This is a genomic window from Haloplanus sp. HW8-1, assembly GCF_023703795.1.
GTDB classification, from domain to species: Archaea; Halobacteriota; Halobacteria; order Halobacteriales; family Haloferacaceae; genus Haloplanus; species Haloplanus pelagicus.
Map to the genome: position 1 here is coordinate 3038361 of NZ_CP098518.1, position 20573 is coordinate 3058933.

Genomic DNA, 20573 nt, shown 5'->3' on the forward strand with positions numbered 1-20573 from the left:
AACGCTTCCGCCCTGTGGTGGAAGCGGGCCCATAGCTCAGCGGTAGAGTGCCTCCTTTGCAAGGAGGATGCCCTGGGTTCGAATCCCAGTGGGTCCATGCCAACCCACCCGCGCCGAATCGCACGCCTTAAGTGCGAGACGGCGTTGGGTTGGGTTACGCAAGACCGATGCACCAGCCCGCGAAAGCGCGGCTGGGAAGGGTCGAACGCGCTCGCATCCACGAGAGCGTAATGAGACCGTGTGTACGTGCGATCCAGGCGTCCACTGGACCCGACAGTCAAACCGGGTCACTAGTGTGACAACGATCAATCTGGCTACTGTGCCAGCTGGTGAATGGCTCGGCTCGAGAGCCGATGACGGACGTGCCAAGCTGCGATAAGCCTCAGGGACCTGCATGGAAGGAAAGAACTGAGGATCTCCGAATGGGAATCCCCTCGCAATTGCCTCGCGCAATGGGGAACGCTCCGAATTGAAACATCTCAGTAGGAGCAGGAACAGAACGCAAACCGCGATCCCGTTAGTAACCGCGAGTGAACGCGGGCCAGTCCAAACCGAATCTCTCACGAGACATGTGGTGTCGACTGACGATCACCGTCCGACCCGTCCCGAGAAGTCTCCTGAAACGGAGCGCGATACAGGGTGACAGCCCCGTATCGGGACACAGTACGACGCGAGTCAGTTCAAGAGTAGCGGGGATTGGATATTCCTCGTGAACGTCCCGGGCATCAACCGGGAAGACTAAACACTCCTCGAGACCGATAGCGAACAAGTAGCGTGAGCGAACGCTGAAAAGTATCCCGAGAAGGGAACTGCAATAGAGCCTGAACTCAGTTGGCGATCGAGCGACGGGGCATACAAGGTCCTTCGATAAACGACCGTGGGGCGACCCACCAGTAGGACTCGAAGGAAGCCGATGTTCCGTCGTGCGTTTTGAAAAACGAACCAGGGAGTGCACTTGCTTGGCGAGCCTAACTCGACCATCGAGGAAGGCACAGGGAAACCGATACGGCCGCAGTCTTAGGACCAGGGCCACCGTGTTCAAGCGCGGGGAGTCAAGTGGGTGCGACCCGAAACCGGGTGATCTACGCGTGGGCAGGGTGAAGCGTACCGAAAGGCACGTGGAGGCCCGTTAGGGGTGGTGTCCTACAATACCCTCCCGTGACCTATGCGTAGGGGTGAAAGGCCCATCGAACCCGGCAACAGCTGGTTCCAGCCGAAACATGTCGAAGCATGACCTCTGCTGAGGTAGTCCGCGAGGTAGAGCGACCGATTGGATGACCCGCCTCCGAGAGGAGTCGGCCATCCTGTCGAACTCCGAACTTGCGGACGCCACAGACGCAGGGAGTCCGGTGTGCGGGGTAAGCCTGTGCACCGTAAGGGAGACAACCCAGCGGTAGGTTAAGGTCCCCAAGTGTGGATTAAGTGCGATCGAAGGTGGTCCCGAGCCCTAGACAGCCGGGAGGTGAGCTTAGAAGCAGCTACCCTCTAAGAAAAGCGTAACAGCTTACCGGCCGAGGTTCGGGGCGCCCAAAATGATCGGGGCTCAAATCCACCACCGAGACCTACCCGTGTCCGTCACAGGACAATCGCGTAGGCTGGCACTCCGCTCGGGCGGAAGTACGGGAGAGATTTCGTATGGACCGAGTGGTGACGATAATCCTGGTCACAGTAGCAGCGATAGTCGGGTGTGACACCCGACGGCCTTACGAGCAAGGGTTCCTCGGCACTGCTAATCAGCCGAGGGTTAGCCGATCCTAAGTCTCGCCGTAACTCGACCGAGACAACAGGGAAACTGGTTAATATTCCAGTGCCACCACACGTTGAAAGTCGACGCTTTGGGGACAACCGAGCCGGGCTTTCGCCCGGTCGAATCGAGTACCGCCGTGGAAGCCGTAATGGCAGGAAGCGGCCAACTCTCGAGATAGTGTAAATCGGTCGTACCTAGAGCCCGTGAAAAGACGAGTGTGGTGTTCGTACCGAGATCCGACACAGGTGCTCTGGCAGCGAAAGCCAAGGCCCGTCGGGAGCAACCGGCGTTAGGGAATTCGGCAAGTTAGTCCCGTACGTTCGCAATAAGGGATGCCTGCTCTGTGGAAGAGCAGGTCGCAGTGACTCGGGCGCTCCGACTGTCTAGTAACAACATAGGTGACCGCAAATCCGCAAGGACTCGTACGGTCACTGAATCCTGCCCAGTGCGGGTATCTGAACACCGAGTACAATCGGACGAAGGACCCGTCAACGGCGGGGGTAACTATGACCCTCTTAAGGTAGCGTAGTACCTTGCCGCTTCAGTAGCGGCTTGCATGAATGGATCAACGAGAGCGCCACTGTCCCAACGCTGGGCCCGGTGAACTGTACGTTCCAGTGCGGAGTCTGGAGACCCCCAAGGGGAAGCGAAGACCCTATAGAGCTTTACTGCAGGCTGTCGCTGAGACGTGGTCGCTACTGTGCAGCATAGGTAGGAGGCGGTACACAGGTACCCGCGCTAGCGGGCCACCGAGCCAGCATTGAAATACTACCCGGTAGTGACTGCGACTCTCACTCCTGGCGGAGGACACCGGTAGCCGGGCAGTTTGACTGGGGCGGTACGCGCTCGAAAAGATATCGAGCGCGCCCGATGGTCTCCTCATCCGGGTCGGAAACCCGGAAGAGAGCGCAAGAGCACAAGGAGGCCTGACAGTGATCTTCCCAACGAGGATCGCTGACGCGAAAGCGTGGTCTAGCGAACCCACGAGGTTCATTCATGGGACCCGTGGATGACAGAAAAGCTACCTTAGGGATAACAGAGTCGTCACTCGCAAGAGCACATATCGACCGAGTGGCTTGCTACCTCGATGTCGGTTCCCTCCATCCTGCCCGTGCAGAAGCGGGCAAGGGTGAGGTTGTTCGCCTATTAAAGGAGGTCGTGAGCTGGGTTTAGACCGTCGTGAGACAGGTCGGCTGCTATCTATTGGGGGTGTTGACGGTACCTGACGGGAACAGGCGTATAGTACGAGAGGAACTCCGCCTGGGTGCCACTGGTGTACCGGTTGTCTGAGAAGGCAGTTGCCGGGCAGCCACGCACCACGGGGTAAGAGCTGAACGCATCTAAGCTCGAAACCCACCTGGAAAAGAGGTACCACCGAGGACACTCGTAGAAGACGAGTTAGATAGACTCGGGGTGTACGCGTCGAGGCAACGAGACGTTCAGCCCGCGAGCACTAACAGTCCAAGCCACATTCATTGGAGTTCGCACTGTGACCCGATTCGATTTGATTGTCGGGTCCAGGCGCAAACTGGATCGCACGTACATACGGTCAGACCGACGCTGGCGTGACGACGGTTCGATTCCGTCGGTCGGCATGAAGGCGGCCAGAGCGGCGGGGGCACACCCGTACCCATCCCGAACACGGACGTTAAGCCCGCCTGCGTATCGAGCAGTACTGGAGTGGGCGACCCTCTGGGAGTCTCGGTTCGCCGCCTCACTACTCATACTACGGATGGCGAGCGACGCGTTCGGACGCGTCGCTCGCCCTTTCCATATACACGGAGCGACCGCTAGGCTTAAGCGACGGACGCCGATACTATCGACTGCGCCAAGGTGGCAGAGTCCGGCCTAACGCAGCGGCCTGCAGAGCCGCCCATCGCCGGTTCAAATCCGGCCCTTGGCTCTCACACTTTTCCCTGAAGCCCAAGACGACTACGTCTTGGCAACTCCCCTTATTTCGAGGCGCTATGTACGGTTATCGAGAGGAAGGAGATCGACTACTCCGAATCGTCGTCGGACTCGTCGCTCGCTTCGAGGATCTCCGCCGCTACATCCGTTACGTGCTGCTGGTGGGCAACCGACGTCTGGACGCTTTGGGCTGCATCGAGCTGGTCGTTGACGACTGCGTTCTGCTGTGGTCCCCACGTCTCAGGGGGTTCGGACTCGATGTATTCGACCCAGCGCTTGATGCCTTCGATGCGCTGCTCACGGTTGCGTTCGTGCTTCGCATCGAGGCACTCATGCGCGTTTGAGTCGCTCATATTCGGCTTCGACGTCGAGTCGCGTTACCCACTCTTCGAGGCGGGGGACACTAAGACTTTCCTCGAAAAGGGCGTAGAGGTGGACCGCATCCTCGACGTCCTTCTGCGCGCCGAGGTAGAGTTTGTATGCGATCTGGAGCTCTAAGGGGCCTATCGGAATTGTCTTTCCACCGATTCGGGCCGTTGTAGCGTTTTCGAGGGACGTGCGGTCGAACTCGTCGCGCGCGAACTTGACTTCGAGGTGCGGCGTGATCTGATCCGTTGGCGCGACCCAGATGTTATCCCCGTTGTCGAGCATCTCGTACATCGATGTGAGTGGCATTGCCGGTCCCCAGAACCCTTTCTCGTCAAGCGTCTCTGCGAGTTCGTCTGCGGTCTCCTCGTCGATCTGTTCGATGAGGACGTCGACGTCTTCGGTAGAGCGCGCCCGACCAGCGAGGATGGTAACGTATCCCGCGATGTAACCGTGCTTGATGTCAAAGTGACCGAGAATCTCGGAGAACCCAATCGCCAACTCGTCGAGCCGATTTGGCTCACGCTCGACGATGAGTGTTCCGTTCCGTAGCTCGATACCGCCCATAGAGGTTCGTTTGCAGGTGGGCGCATAAATTGTCGGGAGTCTCTAGTCAACTCTCGAGTCCGACTTTGGTTCCCTGCTCCAAGGATCGTTCGGAGCAGAGCGTCCGAATCTTTTCCCGTGCGGGGGACCGGACCGTCATCGTCGCTCTTCGAGGTCGTCGATCGCTCGGTAGAACTGCTCGGTGTTCGCTGGTTGCTCCGACGTCGCTTGATCTTCTAGCGCACCGATATACTTCTCGAACTCGTCTTGGTCAGAATCGGCCGCGAGCACGCACTCGACGTATCCGTCGAGGGCAAACTCCAAGGCTTTGGCGTAGTGGTCGTATGCGGCGTCGATGCGGACTTCGTTATCGTCGATCTCCTCGAACAGCGCGCGATAGACGGCCGCGGCTTCCAGGTAGCGCTCGCGCTCGTGGTACTGCTCAGCCAACTCGAAGAAATGCGAGAAGTCGATGGCGTCGGTGACGACCGGATAGTCCTGTGTGTGCCGGTCGAACAGGTGCTCGATTTCGGCGCGATACTCTTCGACGGATTTGCTGGTGTCGGCAAAGCGTGCGAGGAACTGATCACGGAGATCCGGGCGTTCGGCGAGTACGTCGCGTAGGAATGGCCGGAGACCGTCGGCCGAGACGTTTTGGAGTACTGAGTCCACACGTCCGCTCTCGTCTCGGGGTGGATCGGCGGCAACGTCCAGCAACACTGCGACGACGTGTTTGCACTCGCCAGCATCATCGTAGGGACACGTACACCGGGCGTCGATGGTCTTGTCTCCCAGCTCGACGGTCACGTCGTATTGAGACGATCCCTGTACGACGGCGGTGACGACGTCGTCGAATCGTTCGATTCGCTGGATGCGTCTCTCGTTGCGGTACTTCTGCCCCCGCTCGAACACGGCATCAGTACACAGATCTCGGATGGTCGTTTCGTCGATGTTCATCCGTCAAGGCGTACTATGGAACTGAGGTCGTTTTGTTCCCTGGTCGTGTGGATGGCCTCCACCACGATCAACCGCCGTCCCCGCACTAGTAGTGCCGCGCTCTCGGGTTGACTCGTATTCGGGCTTGAGATACGACTACTCCCGAAATTCACCTCGTTTCCAGCCTCGTACTATATGAAACACTGCCTTAACTCAGGCGCTTGGCTTTCTCGGTCCGGACTTCTATTTCACGCACTGCACAGCGACTCTCGGTCGACAGTCCCGTCAGTGGCGACGCCGTCGACCGCTGGCCGAAGCGTTGGGGTGGGTTCGTACGACAACGCGGGCCGATGCCGACCGGTACCCAGGCGGTGGTGACCCCGTGTACGGCTCACCGTTTCGAGACACGGGGGACACGTGACGGTCGCTCCCGTCCCCCGGATTCGATGCCCACGAGGGATAGAGCGATGGCTGCAGACCGACGCGGCCGAACAAAAACTGTTAACCATCCGATTGACTATCTTGGACCGATGCAGACGGAATCCGAACTCGTCGCTGCGGTCAGAGCCGATTTCTTCCGGCTGCTAACTGCCTGGCGTGAGCTTCTGTTCTCGATGCACTCGGCCAACCACCCGGTTCGAAATCAGTGGCGTCCCCGCACGACACGAGATCGCCTCGCGTTCTGGGTCTGGAGTGTACTGGGGACCGTGCTGATCGTCGCCGTGTATCCCTTCGCAGTCATTGGGTTTTGGATTCGATACGTGACTCGACGGCTCAATCACGTCGCGACAGGGCTGGGATTGCTCGCTATCGTCGCTGCCGCGGCCGTCGCCTGGAGTGCGCTGACGGCGCTGGCGTGGGGGAGTTTTCCGGCCGCCGGATTCAAGGCCGTACTCACGGCAAGCGCGGTCGCAACGGTCTCGGCCGGACTCGCGTGGGGAACCACCCGTGCCGGTGGTCGGCGGGTGACGCTTCTCGCGGCGTATCCGTTCGCCGTCGCAGCGATCTTTCTCCCGCCCGTAACGGCTGCACTCTTTTCGCCCACGTTGGGTGCGATCATCTTGCCGAGCAGTACGTCGTTGGCCGAGTGGATCCTCGACAATATCTTGGTGGTCGGCGATCTCAGTGGCGTCATTCGACAGCAGTTCGACTTATCCGGCATCGCGTTCGTGGGGATGTGGTCCGGGCTTGCCGTCCCGATCGGGTGGGGACTGGGCCTTCTCGTCACGTTCGCGAACGCGGTCCGCCCCCACGACGATGGGGGGTGACGGTGGTCGGCCGTCGACGAGCCGGGCGATCAGTTCGACTCTTCGGGTGCCCGAAGTTCGCCAGTACCGCGTTCGTATTCGACGGCCTGCTGCTGTATCGCGTCGATCCTAGGCACCTCGGTAACGTTGGCGAGTAACACGACGGCCGCGACGGTCGACGAGTCGGATCGTGGGTCGTCGCCGGCGAGTACTTCGACCGTATCCGTCTCCTCTTCGAGCCACTGGCGGGCGCTTTCGAAGCCCCGTCGGGAGAGTTCATCCGGGGGACCGGACAGCACGACGAGTACTCGCTCGGCGCTTGATACCTCACACGGGAGCGTCAACTGTGAGTTGAGCGATTGCCGGACGAGGCTCTGGGTCTTTTCGGCGTCCGTCCGATCGTCTGCCGTCTCGTTTTCTCGGCTTCCGGTGAGGAGCGACCGGAGCCACGACAGAAATCCGCCGCCGTCCTCGAGTTCGGTTGCGGCATAGCCGACCGATGCGACCCCACCCGGCGAGAGCGTACGGATGATGTCGCTGGAGTCCAGGGTGTTCGCCCCGATCGACGAGGGATCGGAGTCGTCCCTGGCAAACAGCCTCAGGACTCGGGCGGCCAGTTCGCGGTTCGCAGGCTCGTACGGATATTCGGTGGCATCGGCCTCGGCGTCGGCATCGGCGCCGACCCATCGGTCGTTGTCGAACAGGAGGGTGCTGTCGGCCGCCGGCACGATCGACCGGAGCGAGCGAGCGGCGTTCAACGCCGCCTTGCCACCGTCGTTCGCCCCCGGCAGGACGCCGAGGACGTACACCGGCTTGTCGTACATCTCCTGTAGCCGCTCGACGAGTACGGCGCCGGCGCCACTCCCGGTGCCCCCACCGAGGCTCGTCACGACCAGCATTCCGTCCAGTTTGCGCATGGTGATCGAGTCGAGGGCACGGTGTATCTCGGGAAAGTCGGTACGGGCGATCTCGACCGCCAGATCCTGATCGCCGTCGACGCCGTCCTCGACCTCGCGGTGTGTGTCGCCGATCGTCACGTGTTGTTCCTGGGGGACGTGATCGAACTCGTCGCCGACCGTGCGCGAGATATCGACCGTCATCAGGTTCCCGTAACACAGTTGTCGGTCGCCCTCGGCCTCGATACTGCGGATGGTATCGACGAGACGGCTCCCGGTACCGCCGATGCCGACCAGCGCGAGTTTCATCGCTGCCCCCGTTGCGGGGCCGGAGCGAGTGCGGTTCGAGACACGGTTCAGACGACGGGGTCGAGGTCGTCGTTCTCGTCGGTGATCAGGTCGTTGATCTTTTGCTCGCGGGCCGCCTGCTGTTCGGCGATCTGTTCCTGCGCGTCGACGGCCTGGTTCTGAAGCGTCTCGATCCGGGAGGCGCCCGAGACGTTCGAGAGGAGTACGGCCGCCGCGAGCTGTGATGAATTCTCCCGTGGATCGTCGCCGACGAGTACTTCGACCGTTCCGGCTTCCTGTTCGAGCCACTGGCGGGCACTCTCGATCCCCTTTCGGGAGAATTCGCCTGGCGGTCCGGAAAGCACGACGAGCACTCGCTCGGCGCTCGACACCTCACACGGCAGCGTCAGCCGCGAGTTGGTCGCCCGCCGGACGAGGGACTTGATCTTCGTCGCCTGGCTGGCGTCGTCGAGGGGGTCGTCGTCGGCATCGTTGCCGCCCCACCTGTCGAGCAGGCCTTCGGGCTGTGCGTCGACCGCCGTGGCGGCGTAGCCGATCGAGGACACCCCGTCGGTGGCGAGCGTTCGGATGATGTCACTCGAGTCCATCGCGTTCTCCGCGACGTCCGTGTCGTCGGTTTCACCGGCCGCCAGCAGCGTCACGATCCGGGCTGCCAGCTCGCGGTTCATCTCCTCGTATCCTTCTTCGATCGTCTGGTCGCGGGCGCGCCAGGCGTCGTTGTCGAAGCCGATGAAGTTGTCAACCTTGTTGACGAACGACTGGAGGGAGCGGGCGGCGTTCAGCGCCGGGCGTCCCCCCTCGTACTCGCCGGGGAGGATTCCGAGGGCGTACACCGGTTCGTCGTACATATCTTGGAGGGCATCGATGACGACCGGGCCGCCGCCGCTACCGGTACCACCACCGAGGCCTGCGGCGACGAGGATCGCATCGACGTTGTGGATCTCGATGTCGTCGAAGGCACGACGTATCTCGTCGATATCCGCCGACATGACTTCGGCACCGATCTCCACGTCTCCACCCACTCCGTGGCCCTTCGATTTCTGATTCGTATCGCCGACCAGGACGCGCTGCTCTTCGGGGATGTATTCGGGCTTCGCGAGGTCCGTTCGGGCGGTGTTGATGGCATGGACGTGGCGACAGAGGTTCCGGTTGGTCTCGGATTCGAACTCGACCATCCGATCCACGACCTTGCTTCCGGCGTTGCCGACACCGATTGTAGCGAGTTTCATAACCGTCGGTCGTGTTGACTGTACGGAGGGGTATAGTTAATTTGGTTCGACAGCCGCTGGTCTCGGCGTTTCCGTTCGATCCCCCGTACCATCCGTGGGGTGACGGCTCCGGACGCGGTACGGACTCCGGTTTCAGGCCCGGTTCTCGTCGAGGGCGCGTTCGATACCTCGCCGGATCGCCGCGTCTCCGTCGACGCCGTCGTCGACGGCGGCCTCGTAGCCCGCGGTGAAGGAGACCATGACGTCTTTGGCCAGTTCGCGCGCGTCGGCCTCGGTTGGCTGGACGTTCTCGACGGCCGCCGATTCGTCAGCCTCCTCGTCGACGACCCACACTTCGAAGGTGCCGTCCTGTTCCGGCGTAGGTTGGAACTTCACCTCGACTTCGACGGTTCGGTTCTCGTACTCCCGGCGGCCGGTTTTTAGCCAGCCTTCGGGCACTGCTCGGCTCATGCGGGGTACTGGGTCCGTAATCAGGATAAGCGTATCCGTCGTCAATCGTCGGCGAGGGGGGCGGTGTCGGTGTCGGCCTGTGCGTGCCAGAGGGCGGCGTAATCGCCCTCGGCGGCGAGGAGGTCGGCGTGGGTCCCCGACTCGACGATCTCGCCGTCTTCCAGCACGACGATCCGGTCGGCGTCCTGGATGGTCGATAGCCGGTGGGCGATGACGAAGGCGGTCCGGTCCTCGACGAGGCGGTCGAGGCTCTGCTGGATGCGTTCCTCGGTTTCGGTGTCGACGTCGCTGGTCGCCTCGTCGAGGACGATGATCGCGGGGTCGTTGAGGAGGGCGCGGGCGATGGCGATCCGCTGGCGCTGACCGCCGGAGAGTTTGACGCCACGCTCCCCGACGAGCGTGTCGTATCCCTCGGGCAGGTCGGCGATAAACGCGTGCGCTTCGGCCGCCTTCGCGGCCTCGATCACCCGGTCGCGCGCCGGGGTTTCGTTCCGGCGCTCGGCGTCGAGCGCCGCCCGATCCCCGTAGGCGATGTTCTCCGCGACGGTGCCCGAAAAGAGGTAGGGGTTCTGTTCGACGACGGCAATCTCTTGGCGGAGGGCGTCGAGGGCGTACTCCCGGACGTCGACGCCGTCGACCCGGACGGCGCCCGAATCCACGTCGTGAAACCGGGGCGGGAGTTTCACAAGCGTCGATTTCCCCGCGCCGGTGGTGCCGGCGAAGCCGACGGTCGCCCCGGCGGGCACGTCGAGCGAGACGTCCCGGAGCACCGGCTCCCGATCGCCGTAGCCGAAGGTCACCCCGTCGAACGCGACGTCGCCGTCGACGGTGTCCGGGCGGTGGGGGTCGGGCGGCGAGGTGATCGTCGGCTCCTTCCCGAGGAGGCCGAAGATGCGTTCCGCGCTGGATTTCGCGAGCTGGTATTTGTTCGCGGACTTCCCGACCCGGCGCATCGGCGAGTAGAGGCGGCGGAGGTACAGAAAGAAGAGGGCGAAGCTACCGGCAGTGAGCGCACCCTCGGCGCCGGTGATGTTGTCGAGGCCGCCGATATAGAGGACGAGGACGAAGACGACGCCGGTGAGGAGACGGAGTGCGGCGAAGAAGGCCCGCCGGATGCGTAGGGCGCCGACCTTCTCGTCGTGGTAGGTCTGGCTCCGGTCGGCGACGCGGTCGCGTTCGAACGCGTAGCGGTCGAACGTCTTGATGACCGCCGCGCCGCCGAGGTTGTTCTCGAGACGGGTGTTGAGCCGCGAGACCGACTCCCTGATCGACTTGTACCGGGGCTCGATCCACGTGAGAAAGCGACCGCTCGCGAGGCCGATGAGGGGGACGGGAGCCAGTGCGATCAGGGCGAGTTTCGGCGAGTAGTGCCAGAGGACGACCGCGATGCCGCCGACGGTGGCGACGACCCGGATCACCTGTCGGAACTCGGTGTTGAGAAACTGCTCCAGGCGGTTGACGTCGCTGTTGAGGACGGACATCATCGCCCCGGTCTGGTGGTCGACGAAGAAGTCCATCGAGAGATGCTGGAGGTGGTCGTAGGTGTCGTCCCGGAGGTCACGCTGGATCTTCTGGGCCGCCGACTGGAGGAGGTAGCGGGAGACGAAGCGGGTGATCGACCGGACGAGATAGGCGAGCGCCGCGATGACGACCAGTCGTTCGAGGAGGGCGGTCCGGGCCGCCGTCCCGACGATGGGAGCGGCCGGCAGGAGACCCACCTGGGCCAACAGTCCCGGGTCCGCGGGACCGTTGATGACTCGGTCGATGGCGGTGGCGACGAGGATCGGCGGGACCAGCCTCGCGAAGCGGGTACAGAACGAGGCGAGGACGCCGACGGTCAGCCGGGGCCAGTAGGCGCGAGCGTACGCCAGCAGGCTCACCATCGGGTGTCCGTCGAGTGACTCCCTGACGTCCTCGAAGCCCCCGTGTTCGTCGGCCATCGACGCGCGATACTCGACGGACGGTCAAGTACTGTGGGGTTCGGGATCGGACCGCCGCAGTTCGACACAGAAAACGGCGCCCGTGGGGTCGTTGTCCTCGACCCAGACCGACCCGCCGTAGGTGTCGACGAGGTTGTCGACTAGGTAGAGTCCGAGGCCGCTCCCCGGGCTCTCAAGGCCCTTCTCGCCGCGGCCGAACACCTCGCGCTTTCGCGAGTCGGGGACGCCGGGGCCGTTGTCGGCCACACGGACGACGGCCGTGGCCTCGGTCACGTCGACCCCGACGTCGATCTCGACTTCGGACTTGTCGTTGTGGAAGACGGCGTTGTCGAGGAGGTTCCCGAACACCGAGGTGAGGATCGGCGTGGCCCAGACCGACACCGCCGGCAGGTCGTCGTCGCCGCGGACCGTGATCGACTGCGACCGGTAATCGAAGTTCGACCGAACGCGATCGATCTCCGTGCGGAGGACTGGAGCCAGCGCCATCGCTTCGAGTTCGGGATCGGTCGTGCCGAGGATGTCGACGAGGTCACCGACCGCCTCGGTGAGTTCCTTGGTGTGGGTGGCGGCGGTCATGATCCGTTCGAACGCGTCCGTATCCTCGGGGTCGATACGGTCGGCGAGTTCGCCACCCCAGCCCAGCGCGACCGACATGTCGTTGCGGATGTCGTGACGGACGATCTGGTTGAGGAGGGCGAGCCGATCGCGCTCGGTTTCGAGGTCCCGTTCGGCCTGCTTGCGGTCGGTCACGTCCTGCTGGAAGCCGACGTAGTGTGATGGCTCGTCGTTCTCGTCGTACAGCGGGGCGATGGTCACTTGATTCCAGAACTCCTCGCCGTTCCGTCGGTAGTTGCGCACCTCGACCGACACGGGCTCCCAGTTGTCGACCGCACGGCGCATCCGGGCGACCGTCTCGGGGTCGGTGTTCTCGCCCTGCAGAAACCGGCAGTTTCGACCGATCACTTCCGAGACCGGGTAGCCCGTGATGCGCTCGAAGGCGGCGTTGGCGTAGATGACCGGGTTGTCCGGTAGCGAGGGGTCCGAAATCGTGATACCGATGGGGGCCTCGTCCATCGCTCGCTCCTTGAGCCAGATCCCAACGGACGACCCCTTTCGGTCCTCCCGGTCCCCGTGTGAGATGACGGCGTACCGGTCGCCGTCGTGGACCAGCGCCGAGAGGTGGACGCGAAGTCCCTTCCCGTCCTCGTCGGCGTGGTACGACAACTCCTGCTCCGAGCGGCCGGTGCCGCCGAGGAGCGACCGTAGTTTGGTGCCGATCATCGACGCCTGGTCGTTCGTCGACCGGGTGAGCGCGTCGAGGTACGGCCGCTCGTCGTCGGGAACGAGCGGATGGTCGTGAGTTTCGGCGAACGTCCGCCACGGCGCGTTCGACTCGACTATCCCTCCCGTTTCGTCGAGGACTGCGATCCGGTCTGGGAGGGCATCGAGCACGTCGTCCATCAGCCACGGTGGCATACTATCGCCGTCACGACTCTTCTCTGTCGGGCCACGGTATTAGAACTGTTCTCTCGTCCGTGCGATACGCACCTCCGGAAAAACACGGGTTTTTGTGCCAGCACGCCGTCACGTCGCACACATGACGAACACGATGCGCGCGGCGGTCGTCACCGAGGCTGGCGCCGACTTCGACGTGGTCGAACGGCCGATTCCGGATCCGGATTCGACGGAGGTCCGCGTCGCCGTCGATGCCTGTGGAATCTGTCACAGCGACGCCTTCGTGAAAGAGGGGACGTTCCCCGGCGTGAGCTACCCCCGCGTTCCGGGCCACGAGGTGGTCGGTCACATCGACGCCGTCGGCGCGGACGTCACCGCTTGGAGCGAGGGTGACCGCGTCGGCGCCGGGTGGCACGGCGGCCACTGTTTCACCTGTGATCCGTGTCGGCGCGGCGATTTCCTCCAGTGTGAACACGGCGAGATAACGGGTCTCACCTTCGACGGCGGCTACGCGGAGTACGCGACCGTCCCCGCGGAGGCGCTGGCGGCCGTCCCCGCGGAACTGGCGGCGGTCGACGCCGCACCACTCCTGTGTGCCGGCGTCACTACGTACAACGCCCTCCGGCATAGCGACGCGCGCCCCGGTGATTTGGTCGCCGTCGTCGGCGTCGGTGGCCTCGGCCACCTCGGGGTCCAGTACGCCCGCGCCGCTGGCTTCGAGACGGTGGCCGTCTCGCACAGTCCGGACAAACGCGACCTGGCGCTCGACCTGGGCGCCGATCACTTCGTGGACGCGAGCGAGCGGGACCCCGCGGCGGCGCTGCAGGATCTGGGCGGCGCGCGGGTCGTCCTCTCGACGGCGCCCTCGGCGGACGCCATCGAATCGGTGCTCGGCGGTATCGGCGCCGACGGCGAGGTCGTGGTCGTCGGCATCCCCGGCGAACCGGTCTCGACCGACGTCCAGCAACTCGTCGGCACCCGCGGCGCCGTGTCCGGGTGGGGATCCGGACACGCCCGCGACTCCCAAGACACCCTCGAGTTCAGCGCCCTGCGCGACATCACGCCGGTCGTCGAGACGTTCTCCCTCGACGAGGTGGGCGACGCCTACGACCGGATGATGGCCAACGACGCCCGCTTCCGTGCCGTCCTCGACGTCTGAGTTCCGTCCGGTCACAGCAGCGTTGCCATGGTTCGAACGCCGCGTCGGGGGAGTCGTGCGGCGACGACCACTAGCCGTCGGGCGATATTCGACAAAATCTGCCGCCACCGAAACGGGATAGTGCCAGTCTGCCGTCACGGCCGGGCGACCATGGTGGACCGACGAGCAACGCTCGGCATGTCGTTCTCGGAACTGGTGATGGTTCGCATCGGGCACGGAGTCGCCGCGCTGTGTCTGCTCTTTTTGCTCCCCATCCTGCCGTTCGTCGCCGCCGCGGCGGCCGTCTCGGCGCTGGTTCGGCCCGACGGGGATCGTCCGGAGCCCTCCTACCGGCCGGACTGGGCGGAGTGAGCTGCGCGTCGAGACGGGCGTTCCACGTCGGACGGAGGCTCCGGCATTCCGAGCGGACGTCTCGACGGCGATCCGACGACCCGTGTCGGGTGGACAGTTCCCCGTTCGGGCATCGCCCGGTTGGGGCTGCAGGAGGGTGACCGATCGGTTGCGACTTCTCGTCCCCGATCAGTGATCGTGATCGTGGTCGCCCTCGGCGTGCCCGCCGTCGCCGGCGACGAGGGCGTCGGAGTCTCCGTCGATCATGTCCATGTTCTTGAGGTTATCGCGCTCCTCGAAGTCCTCGACCGCGTCGAGGACGTCCTCCTGGGTGAGCGTCGTGCGTTCCTCGGTGAGCGCTTCCAGCACGGCTTCCCGCAGGACCATCCGGAGGTCACTCCCGGTGAGTCCCTCGGTGCGTTCGGCGACGGCTCCCGGATCGAACTCCGCGATGTCCATCCGCCGCGTGATAACGTCGAGGATGTCCGACCGCATCTGCCGGTCGGGTTTGGGGAAGTTGACGATCTCGTCGAAGCGACGCCACGCCGCCGCGTCGAGCTGATCGGGGTGGTTGGTCGCGCCGATCAGGAGCACCTCGTCGCGGATGAGGCTGATGTCGTCGATGCTCTTGAGCAGGGTGTTGACCGCCCGCTTGAGTGCGGCGTGTTCGTCCGAGCGGCGGGTTTTGGCCACCGAGTCGAACTCGTCGATAAAGAGGATACACGGCGAGAGTCGCTTGGCGACCTCGAAGGTCTTCTCGACGTTCTTGGCCGTCTCGCCGAGATATTGGCTGGTGATCATCGAGAGTTTCACCTCGACGAAAGGAAGGCCGAGTTCGTGCGCGAGCGCCCGTGAAGCGGTCGTCTTTCCGGTTCCCGGCGGCCCGACGAAGAGCAGTTTGCCGATCTCGCGGAGGCCGATCTCCGCCAGATACTCGCGGTGTTCGATGGCCTTGACTATCTTCTGGATCTCGCCTTCCTGGTCCCGGGTGAGCACGAGGTCGTCGAGCGTCATCTCGATCTCCTCGGGGGCGCGCACCTGGACGAGGTCGAGCATCTCGCCGTCCTCGTCCTCGTCGAAGTAGGCGTCGAGGAGGCTGTCGATCCACACGCGGTCGGCGTGGATCGGTCGCGTCTGTTCGCGCGCCTCGGCAAGTGTCACGTCGACGTCGTCGCGGTCGGCAGCGGCCGACGCGAGCGTCGGGTTGGTCGCCAGGCGGTCCCGGTCGGCGCGCTCGATCACCCAGTCGATCGCCATCTCCGGCTGGGTGAGCGAGATGCGCCCCGAGAAGTTCTCCTGTTCGGTAAAGAGAAGCTCCGAGACGGCGTCCCAGGGGTGTTCGACCCCGGTCGCCTGTCGCGCGGTGGTCTCGGTGACGACGAGCGGCCGCTCGATCCCGCCGGTCGGCGACGGGTCGTCGCCCTCGTCGTCGGCCTCGTCCTCGTCGGCCCAGAACACCCGCCGGTATCGTGGCGGCAGGTCGTCCTCGTCGAGGCTCCGATCGTCCGTATAGATGTGGGCCGTGAGGAGGAACTCCACGACTTCGAGAGCCGGATCGGTCATCCCTATCCAGTTCTCGTGGCAGCCGTTTAAGATCGTCGGATCGCACAACGGCACCGACACGGCGCGTGAGTTCGACCCACGTCACCCGATCTCACGACTCGTCAGGGTGGGCGAACGAAAGCGCCTCCGTGACCGACTCGGCGTCGCCGATGAACGTGATGCGGTCGCCGCGTTCGAGCGTACAGTCGCCGTCGGGGACGATGGTCTGGCCGTCACGCGACACCAGTGCGATGAGACACCGTGGCGGAAGCTCCGGCCCGATCTCCGCAATGGTCTTGCCGATGAGTTCCTCTGAGGTCACCTCGATCTCCTGCACCTCGCCCTCGTGTCCGATCTCGCTCATCCAGTTGACGAGCGACGGACGCTCGATGTAGTCGTCGAAGGCCATCGCCGTCGCCTCGGTTGCGGAGATAGCCCGCACGCCGAGATCCTCGAACGCGTCGACGTTGTCGGGGTTGTTCACCCGCGCGAGGATGGTGTCGGGTGTGAACTTCGAGTCCGCAAGCTGGGATACCAGCAGGTTCACGTCGTCGTCGCCGGTGGTCGCGGCGACGATCTTGGCGTTTTCCGCCCCGGCGGAACGCAACACCTCGGTGTCGGTGCCGTCGCCGTGGTGGACGGTCAGCCCCCCGTTTCTGGCCTGTTCGACGTTGTTCGCGTCCCGTTCGATCAGGACGACGTTCTCTCCGCGGTCTTCGAGGCGCTGGGCGAGGGTCCGGCCCACGTTCCCGGCGCCGATGATGATTACACGCATGGGTATCACGTCGAGGAATTCGGCGATCTGTCTGGCGAAGCCGGCCTCCAGGGCGACCGTCAGGAAGATGACGAGAAAGACGGTGCCGACGAGGACGTTCGCCTCCGCGGCCATCCCCTGGGCCCGAAACTCGACGGCAAACAGCGTCGCGACGGACGCGGGGATGATCCCCCGCGGTCCGACGAAGCTCATGAAGAGTCGCTCCCCGCGAGTGAATCGGTCACCCTCGGTACTGACGAACACGAGCAGCGGTCGGATCACGAGCGCGACGAGGGCCGCGACGATTAGCCCGCCGACCCCCAGTCCGAGCAGATACTCGAACTGGAGGAGCGCCGCGAGCGTGATGAAAACAAACGAGAGGACGATCAACGTCACGTCGCCCTTGAAGTCCGTGATCTCGTCCTCGTAGGGCACGTCCGTGTTGCCGAGCAGGATGCCCGCGGTGGCGACGGCGGCGATGCCGGCCTCGGTGGCGACCGCCTCCGCGGCGCCGTAGGCCACCAGTGCTCCACCGAGCACCAGCAGTCTGGCGTTCTGGGGCGCGTTCCCCGGCGAGAGATCGACGTATCTGAGCGCGTAGAAGACGACGGCCGCGACGGCGATGCCGACGACGATGCCGGTCCCGAGTCGCTGGGTGAACAGCACGAACAGTTCGCCCGGTGCGCGGACGTCTTGAATGATCGCCTCGAAGATGACGACCGCGAGGATCGCGGCCGTCACGTCGTTGACGATCCCTTCGGTTTCGAGGGCGGTCCCGACGCGGTTCCGTACCGGCACCACCTCCAGGATCGGGGCGATCACGGTCGGCCCCGTGGCGACCAGCAACGCGCCGATCAGCGCAGCGACCATCCACCCCGCATCGAGGGCGTAGTGGACGACGATCGTCGTCCCGAGCAGTGCGATGGCGCCCCCGAGCGTCACCAGTTTGAACGTCGCGGCCGGGGCTTCACGCAGGCGGTCGATTCGCAGGTGGAAGGCGCCCTCGAAGACGATGATCGCGACCGAGAGGCCCACGATGGCCGACAGCGCGTTCCCGAACGAGTCGGGGCCGACGACCCCCAGCACTTCGGGACCGAGGATGACGCCCGACGCCAGCAGGAAGACGACGCTCGGGATCCGGAAGCGATCCGAGAGGAGTTGTGCGACGACGCCGACTCCGATCAGGGCAGCGACCAGCGTGATGAGATTCCCGCCCCCGGCGGCCATCAGAACACCTCCATCGTGTGCTCGCCGATGTGTGCGATGAGGATAAAACCAGTCCTTTCGCTCCCGAAACTTTGGCCGACGGACCACACGATCGATACCGTTCTCGCCGAACGACTGGACGACCGGTCAGTCGTCGTCGAGGTAGCCGAGGACGCCCCGGACGTTGAGGCGGTACTCGGCCCGCGTCTTGCGTGCCCCCCAGGGTTCGATCGGGTCGGCCGTCGCGGCGAAATGCTCGACGACGGCCTCGTCGTCGTTGAGTTCCGCCCGCTTTTCGCGCACCCGATCGACCCACGCCGAGAGGGTCTCGGCGTACTCGTCCATCAGCGCGGGGGAGAAGTCGGTGCCGCCGAAGTGGCCGAAACAGATGGTCCCGGGGTTTCGCTCGGCGATGGTCGCCGCGTCGTCGAGGCAGGTTTCGAGGTCGAAGTTCACCGGCGGGGAGGTCTGGAAGAGGTCGCCGGTGCCTCCCGGTCGGATGCCGCCCGCGTCGCCCGAAAAGAGGACGTCGTCGCCCCGGTCGTGGAAGACGACCTGGTGGGGGGCGTGGCCGGACGCGTGGATCACGTCGACGGTGCGGTCGCCCAGATCGATCGTGTCGCCGCCCGACAGCGGTTCGATGCGGTCCTCGGGGACGGGTTTCGGATCGACGTAGTACTGCCACTGGTCGCCGACGGCGGCTTTCGTCCCCGCGACCAGCCGCGAGGGGTCGATCAGGTGATCCACGCCGATTTCGTGGGTCAACACCGTCGCCCCGGGGAACGCCTCGGCCAGCAAGCCCGCGCCGCCGGCGTGGTCGAGGTGGACGTGGGTCGTCAGCACGTAGGTGAGGTCGTCGATGCCCACTTCGTCCAGCGCGTCGATCACGAGGTCCACGTTGGTCCCGAGACCGGGATCGACGACTGCGGGTCGCTCGGCGTCGACGAGGTAGACGGAGCCGTACCCGGGGACGTCGTAGGCACCGACGTCGACGTAGTGAGTGTCGGTACTGGAGACGGCGGCGAGGTCGCCGATGGCCATGCGCGAACGCCGGCGTCGTCGGTGAAAAGCGTTCTGTCGTGCGTCACGTCCCGACACGGTTTTGTCTCGCCCCCGAGAACTCCGCCCATGCTCAGCAGGCAGTACCTCCGGGAGAATCCGGACGTGGTGCGTCGAACGCTGGAGGACCGGGGGATGGCCGACGACGTGGATCTCGACCGACTGCTTGAGATCGACGAGGAGTGGCGGTCGCTCAAAAGCGAGGGTGACGACCTGCGACACGAGCGCAACCAGGTGAGCGATCGGATCGGCCGTCTGAAAGCCGAGGGCGAGGATGCGGAGGCCGCGGACGCCATCGAGCGCTCCCAGGAACTCAAGGAGCGACTGGAGGAGATCGAGTCCAGAGCCGACGACCTCGAAGCCCAGTTGGAGGCGGGGCTGATGGAGATTCCGAACGTCCCTCACGAGGACGTGCCCGTCGGGGCGGACGAGAGCGACAACGTCGAGGACCGGCGCCACGGCTTCGACGACCTGCGGGACCTGCCCGACGGGATCACGCCCCACTACGACCTCGGCGAGGACTTGGACATCATCGACGAGGCCCGCGGTGCCAAGACCACGGGTGCTGGCTTCTACTTCCTCAAAGGCGACGGCGCTCGCCTCGAACACGCCCTGATCCAGTTCATGCTGGACGTCCATCGCGAACAGGACTACGTCGACCTGTTCCCGCCGGTTCCCGTGAACTCGGCGTCGATGGAGGGGACCGGCCAGTTGCCCAAGTTCGCCGAGGACGCCTACCGTATCGGCGGGGCGGAGACCGACGAGTACGACGACGACGACCTCTGGCTCTGTCCCACCGCGGAGGTCCCCGTCACCAACATGTACGCCGACGACATCCTCCTGCGGGATGATCTCCCGTTGAAACACCAGGCCTACACCCCGAACTTCCGGCGAGAGGCGGGCGAACACGGCACCGAGACCCGCGGGATCGTCCGCGTCCACCAGTTCAACAAGGTGGAACTCGTCAATTTCGTCGAACCGTCGGAGAGTTACGACCGCCTGGAGGGACTGCTCGACGAGTCCGAGGAGGTCCTGCGGCGTCTCGGCCTCCCCTACCGCATCCTGACGCTCTGTACCGGCGACCTGACCTTCGCCTCGGCGAAGACCTACGACGTCGAGGTGTGGGCACCGGGTACCGACGCCGCCGACGGCCCCGAGCGTGGCGGTCGGTGGCTCGAAGTCTCCAGTGCTTCGAACTTCGAGGACTTCCAGGCCCGTCGGGCCGGCATCCGCTATCGTCCCGAGCGTCACGAATCGGCCGAGTATCTCCACACGCTCAACGCCTCGGGGACCGCCGTGGGTCGCGTCATGGTCGCCCTCCTTGAGTACTACCAGAACGAGGACGGGACCGTCACTGTCCCCGAACCGCTCCGTCCGTACATGGGGGGGCAGGAGGTCATCGAGGGCCACGAGAAGGTCGGTGAGAGCGCCGTCGGTGCGGGCGAGCGGTGAGCGCATCCGAACCGGCGACGCGCCCCCGCTGATCGGCCACGG

General features: G+C 64.4%; 15 protein-coding genes, 2 tRNA genes and 2 rRNA genes. 8 read left to right on the forward strand and 11 right to left on the reverse strand.

The features are described 5' to 3' along the window. Positions 1-25 precede the first annotated feature (25 nt). From NBT82_RS15810 to NBT82_RS15825, 4 genes are all read left to right on the forward strand, one after another. Positions 26-97 (forward strand) — tRNA-Ala (locus tag NBT82_RS15810). Between the two features lie 208 nt (positions 98-305). Then, positions 306-3222 (forward strand): 23S ribosomal RNA (locus NBT82_RS15815). Positions 3223-3343: 121 nt separating this feature from the next. Beyond that, positions 3344-3465 (forward strand): 5S ribosomal RNA (rrf, locus tag NBT82_RS15820). A gap of 109 nt (positions 3466-3574) precedes the next feature. Next, positions 3575-3650, forward strand: a tRNA-Cys gene (locus NBT82_RS15825). A gap of 94 nt (positions 3651-3744) precedes the next feature. On the opposite strand, the gene NBT82_RS15830 is transcribed toward NBT82_RS15825, so the two are convergent. From NBT82_RS15830 to NBT82_RS15840, 3 genes are all read right to left on the reverse strand, one after another. Continuing rightward, the gene (locus NBT82_RS15830) at positions 3745-4008 is read right to left on the reverse strand and encodes a DUF8150 family protein (protein ID WP_251329065.1); all 264 of its coding nucleotides are present in this window, start codon (positions 4006-4008) and stop codon (positions 3745-3747) included. Next, the gene (locus NBT82_RS15835; RefSeq protein WP_251329066.1) at positions 3986-4588 is read right to left on the reverse strand and encodes a hypothetical protein; all 603 of its coding nucleotides are present in this window, start codon (positions 4586-4588) and stop codon (positions 3986-3988) included. The genes NBT82_RS15830 and NBT82_RS15835 overlap by 23 nt, the downstream gene beginning before the upstream one ends. Before the next feature lie 135 nt (positions 4589-4723). Beyond that, positions 4724-5524 (reverse strand): SWIM zinc finger family protein, encoded by an 801-nt coding sequence (locus tag NBT82_RS15840; RefSeq protein ID WP_251329067.1) that lies wholly within the window; start codon positions 5522-5524, stop codon positions 4724-4726. Positions 5525-6033: 509 nt separating this feature from the next. Here NBT82_RS15840 and NBT82_RS15845 point away from each other — a divergent pair. After that, on the forward strand, positions 6034-6771 hold the full coding sequence (locus NBT82_RS15845) for a hypothetical protein (RefSeq protein ID WP_251329068.1): 738 nt from the start codon (positions 6034-6036) through the stop codon (positions 6769-6771). 29 nt (positions 6772-6800) lie between these two features. Here NBT82_RS15845 and NBT82_RS15850 read toward each other — a convergent pair whose 3' ends face one another. The 5 genes from NBT82_RS15850 to NBT82_RS15870 all read right to left on the reverse strand — a co-directional run bounded on the left by NBT82_RS15850 (position 6801) and on the right by NBT82_RS15870 (position 13035). Beyond that, positions 6801-7955, reverse strand: a complete 1155-nt coding sequence (locus NBT82_RS15850; protein WP_251329069.1) for a tubulin/FtsZ family protein — start codon at positions 7953-7955, stop codon at positions 6801-6803. 47 nt (positions 7956-8002) lie between these two features. Beyond that, positions 8003-9184, reverse strand: coding sequence for a tubulin/FtsZ family protein (locus tag NBT82_RS15855; protein ID WP_251329070.1), 1182 nt, complete (start codon positions 9182-9184; stop codon positions 8003-8005). A gap of 132 nt (positions 9185-9316) precedes the next feature. Continuing rightward, the gene (locus NBT82_RS15860) at positions 9317-9634 is read right to left on the reverse strand and encodes a hypothetical protein (protein WP_251329071.1); all 318 of its coding nucleotides are present in this window, start codon (positions 9632-9634) and stop codon (positions 9317-9319) included. A gap of 41 nt (positions 9635-9675) precedes the next feature. Then, the gene (locus tag NBT82_RS15865) at positions 9676-11574 is read right to left on the reverse strand and encodes an ABC transporter ATP-binding protein (protein ID WP_251329072.1); all 1899 of its coding nucleotides are present in this window, start codon (positions 11572-11574) and stop codon (positions 9676-9678) included. A gap of 24 nt (positions 11575-11598) precedes the next feature. Continuing rightward, the gene (locus NBT82_RS15870; protein ID WP_251329073.1) at positions 11599-13035 is read right to left on the reverse strand and encodes a receiver/sensor box histidine kinase; all 1437 of its coding nucleotides are present in this window, start codon (positions 13033-13035) and stop codon (positions 11599-11601) included. Between the two features lie 136 nt (positions 13036-13171). Between NBT82_RS15870 and NBT82_RS15875 the strand changes: the two genes are divergently transcribed. Then, complete coding sequence (locus tag NBT82_RS15875) at positions 13172-14188, forward strand: alcohol dehydrogenase (RefSeq protein WP_345780659.1); 1017 nt, start codon at positions 13172-13174, stop codon at positions 14186-14188. 150 nt (positions 14189-14338) lie between these two features. Continuing rightward, complete coding sequence (locus NBT82_RS15880) at positions 14339-14539, forward strand: hypothetical protein (RefSeq protein WP_251329074.1); 201 nt, start codon at positions 14339-14341, stop codon at positions 14537-14539. 168 nt (positions 14540-14707) lie between these two features. Here NBT82_RS15880 and NBT82_RS15885 read toward each other — a convergent pair whose 3' ends face one another. From NBT82_RS15885 to NBT82_RS15895, 3 genes are all read right to left on the reverse strand, one after another. Next, positions 14708-16081, reverse strand: a complete 1374-nt coding sequence (locus NBT82_RS15885) for an ATP-binding protein (protein WP_251329075.1) — start codon at positions 16079-16081, stop codon at positions 14708-14710. Between the two features lie 91 nt (positions 16082-16172). Continuing rightward, entirely contained in the window at positions 16173-18044 is a 1872-nt protein-coding gene (locus tag NBT82_RS15890; RefSeq protein ID WP_251331306.1) for a cation:proton antiporter domain-containing protein, read from the reverse strand. 123 nt (positions 18045-18167) lie between these two features. Continuing rightward, positions 18168-19061: an MBL fold metallo-hydrolase gene (locus tag NBT82_RS15895; protein WP_251329076.1), complete on the reverse strand. Its 894-nt coding sequence runs from the start codon at positions 19059-19061 to the stop codon at positions 18168-18170. Between the two features lie 87 nt (positions 19062-19148). Between NBT82_RS15895 and serS the strand changes: the two genes are divergently transcribed. Further along, a complete protein-coding gene (serS, locus tag NBT82_RS15900; RefSeq protein ID WP_251329077.1) occupies positions 19149-20531 on the forward strand; it encodes a serine--tRNA ligase in 1383 nt (460 codons plus the stop codon). Positions 20532-20573 lie beyond the last annotated feature (42 nt).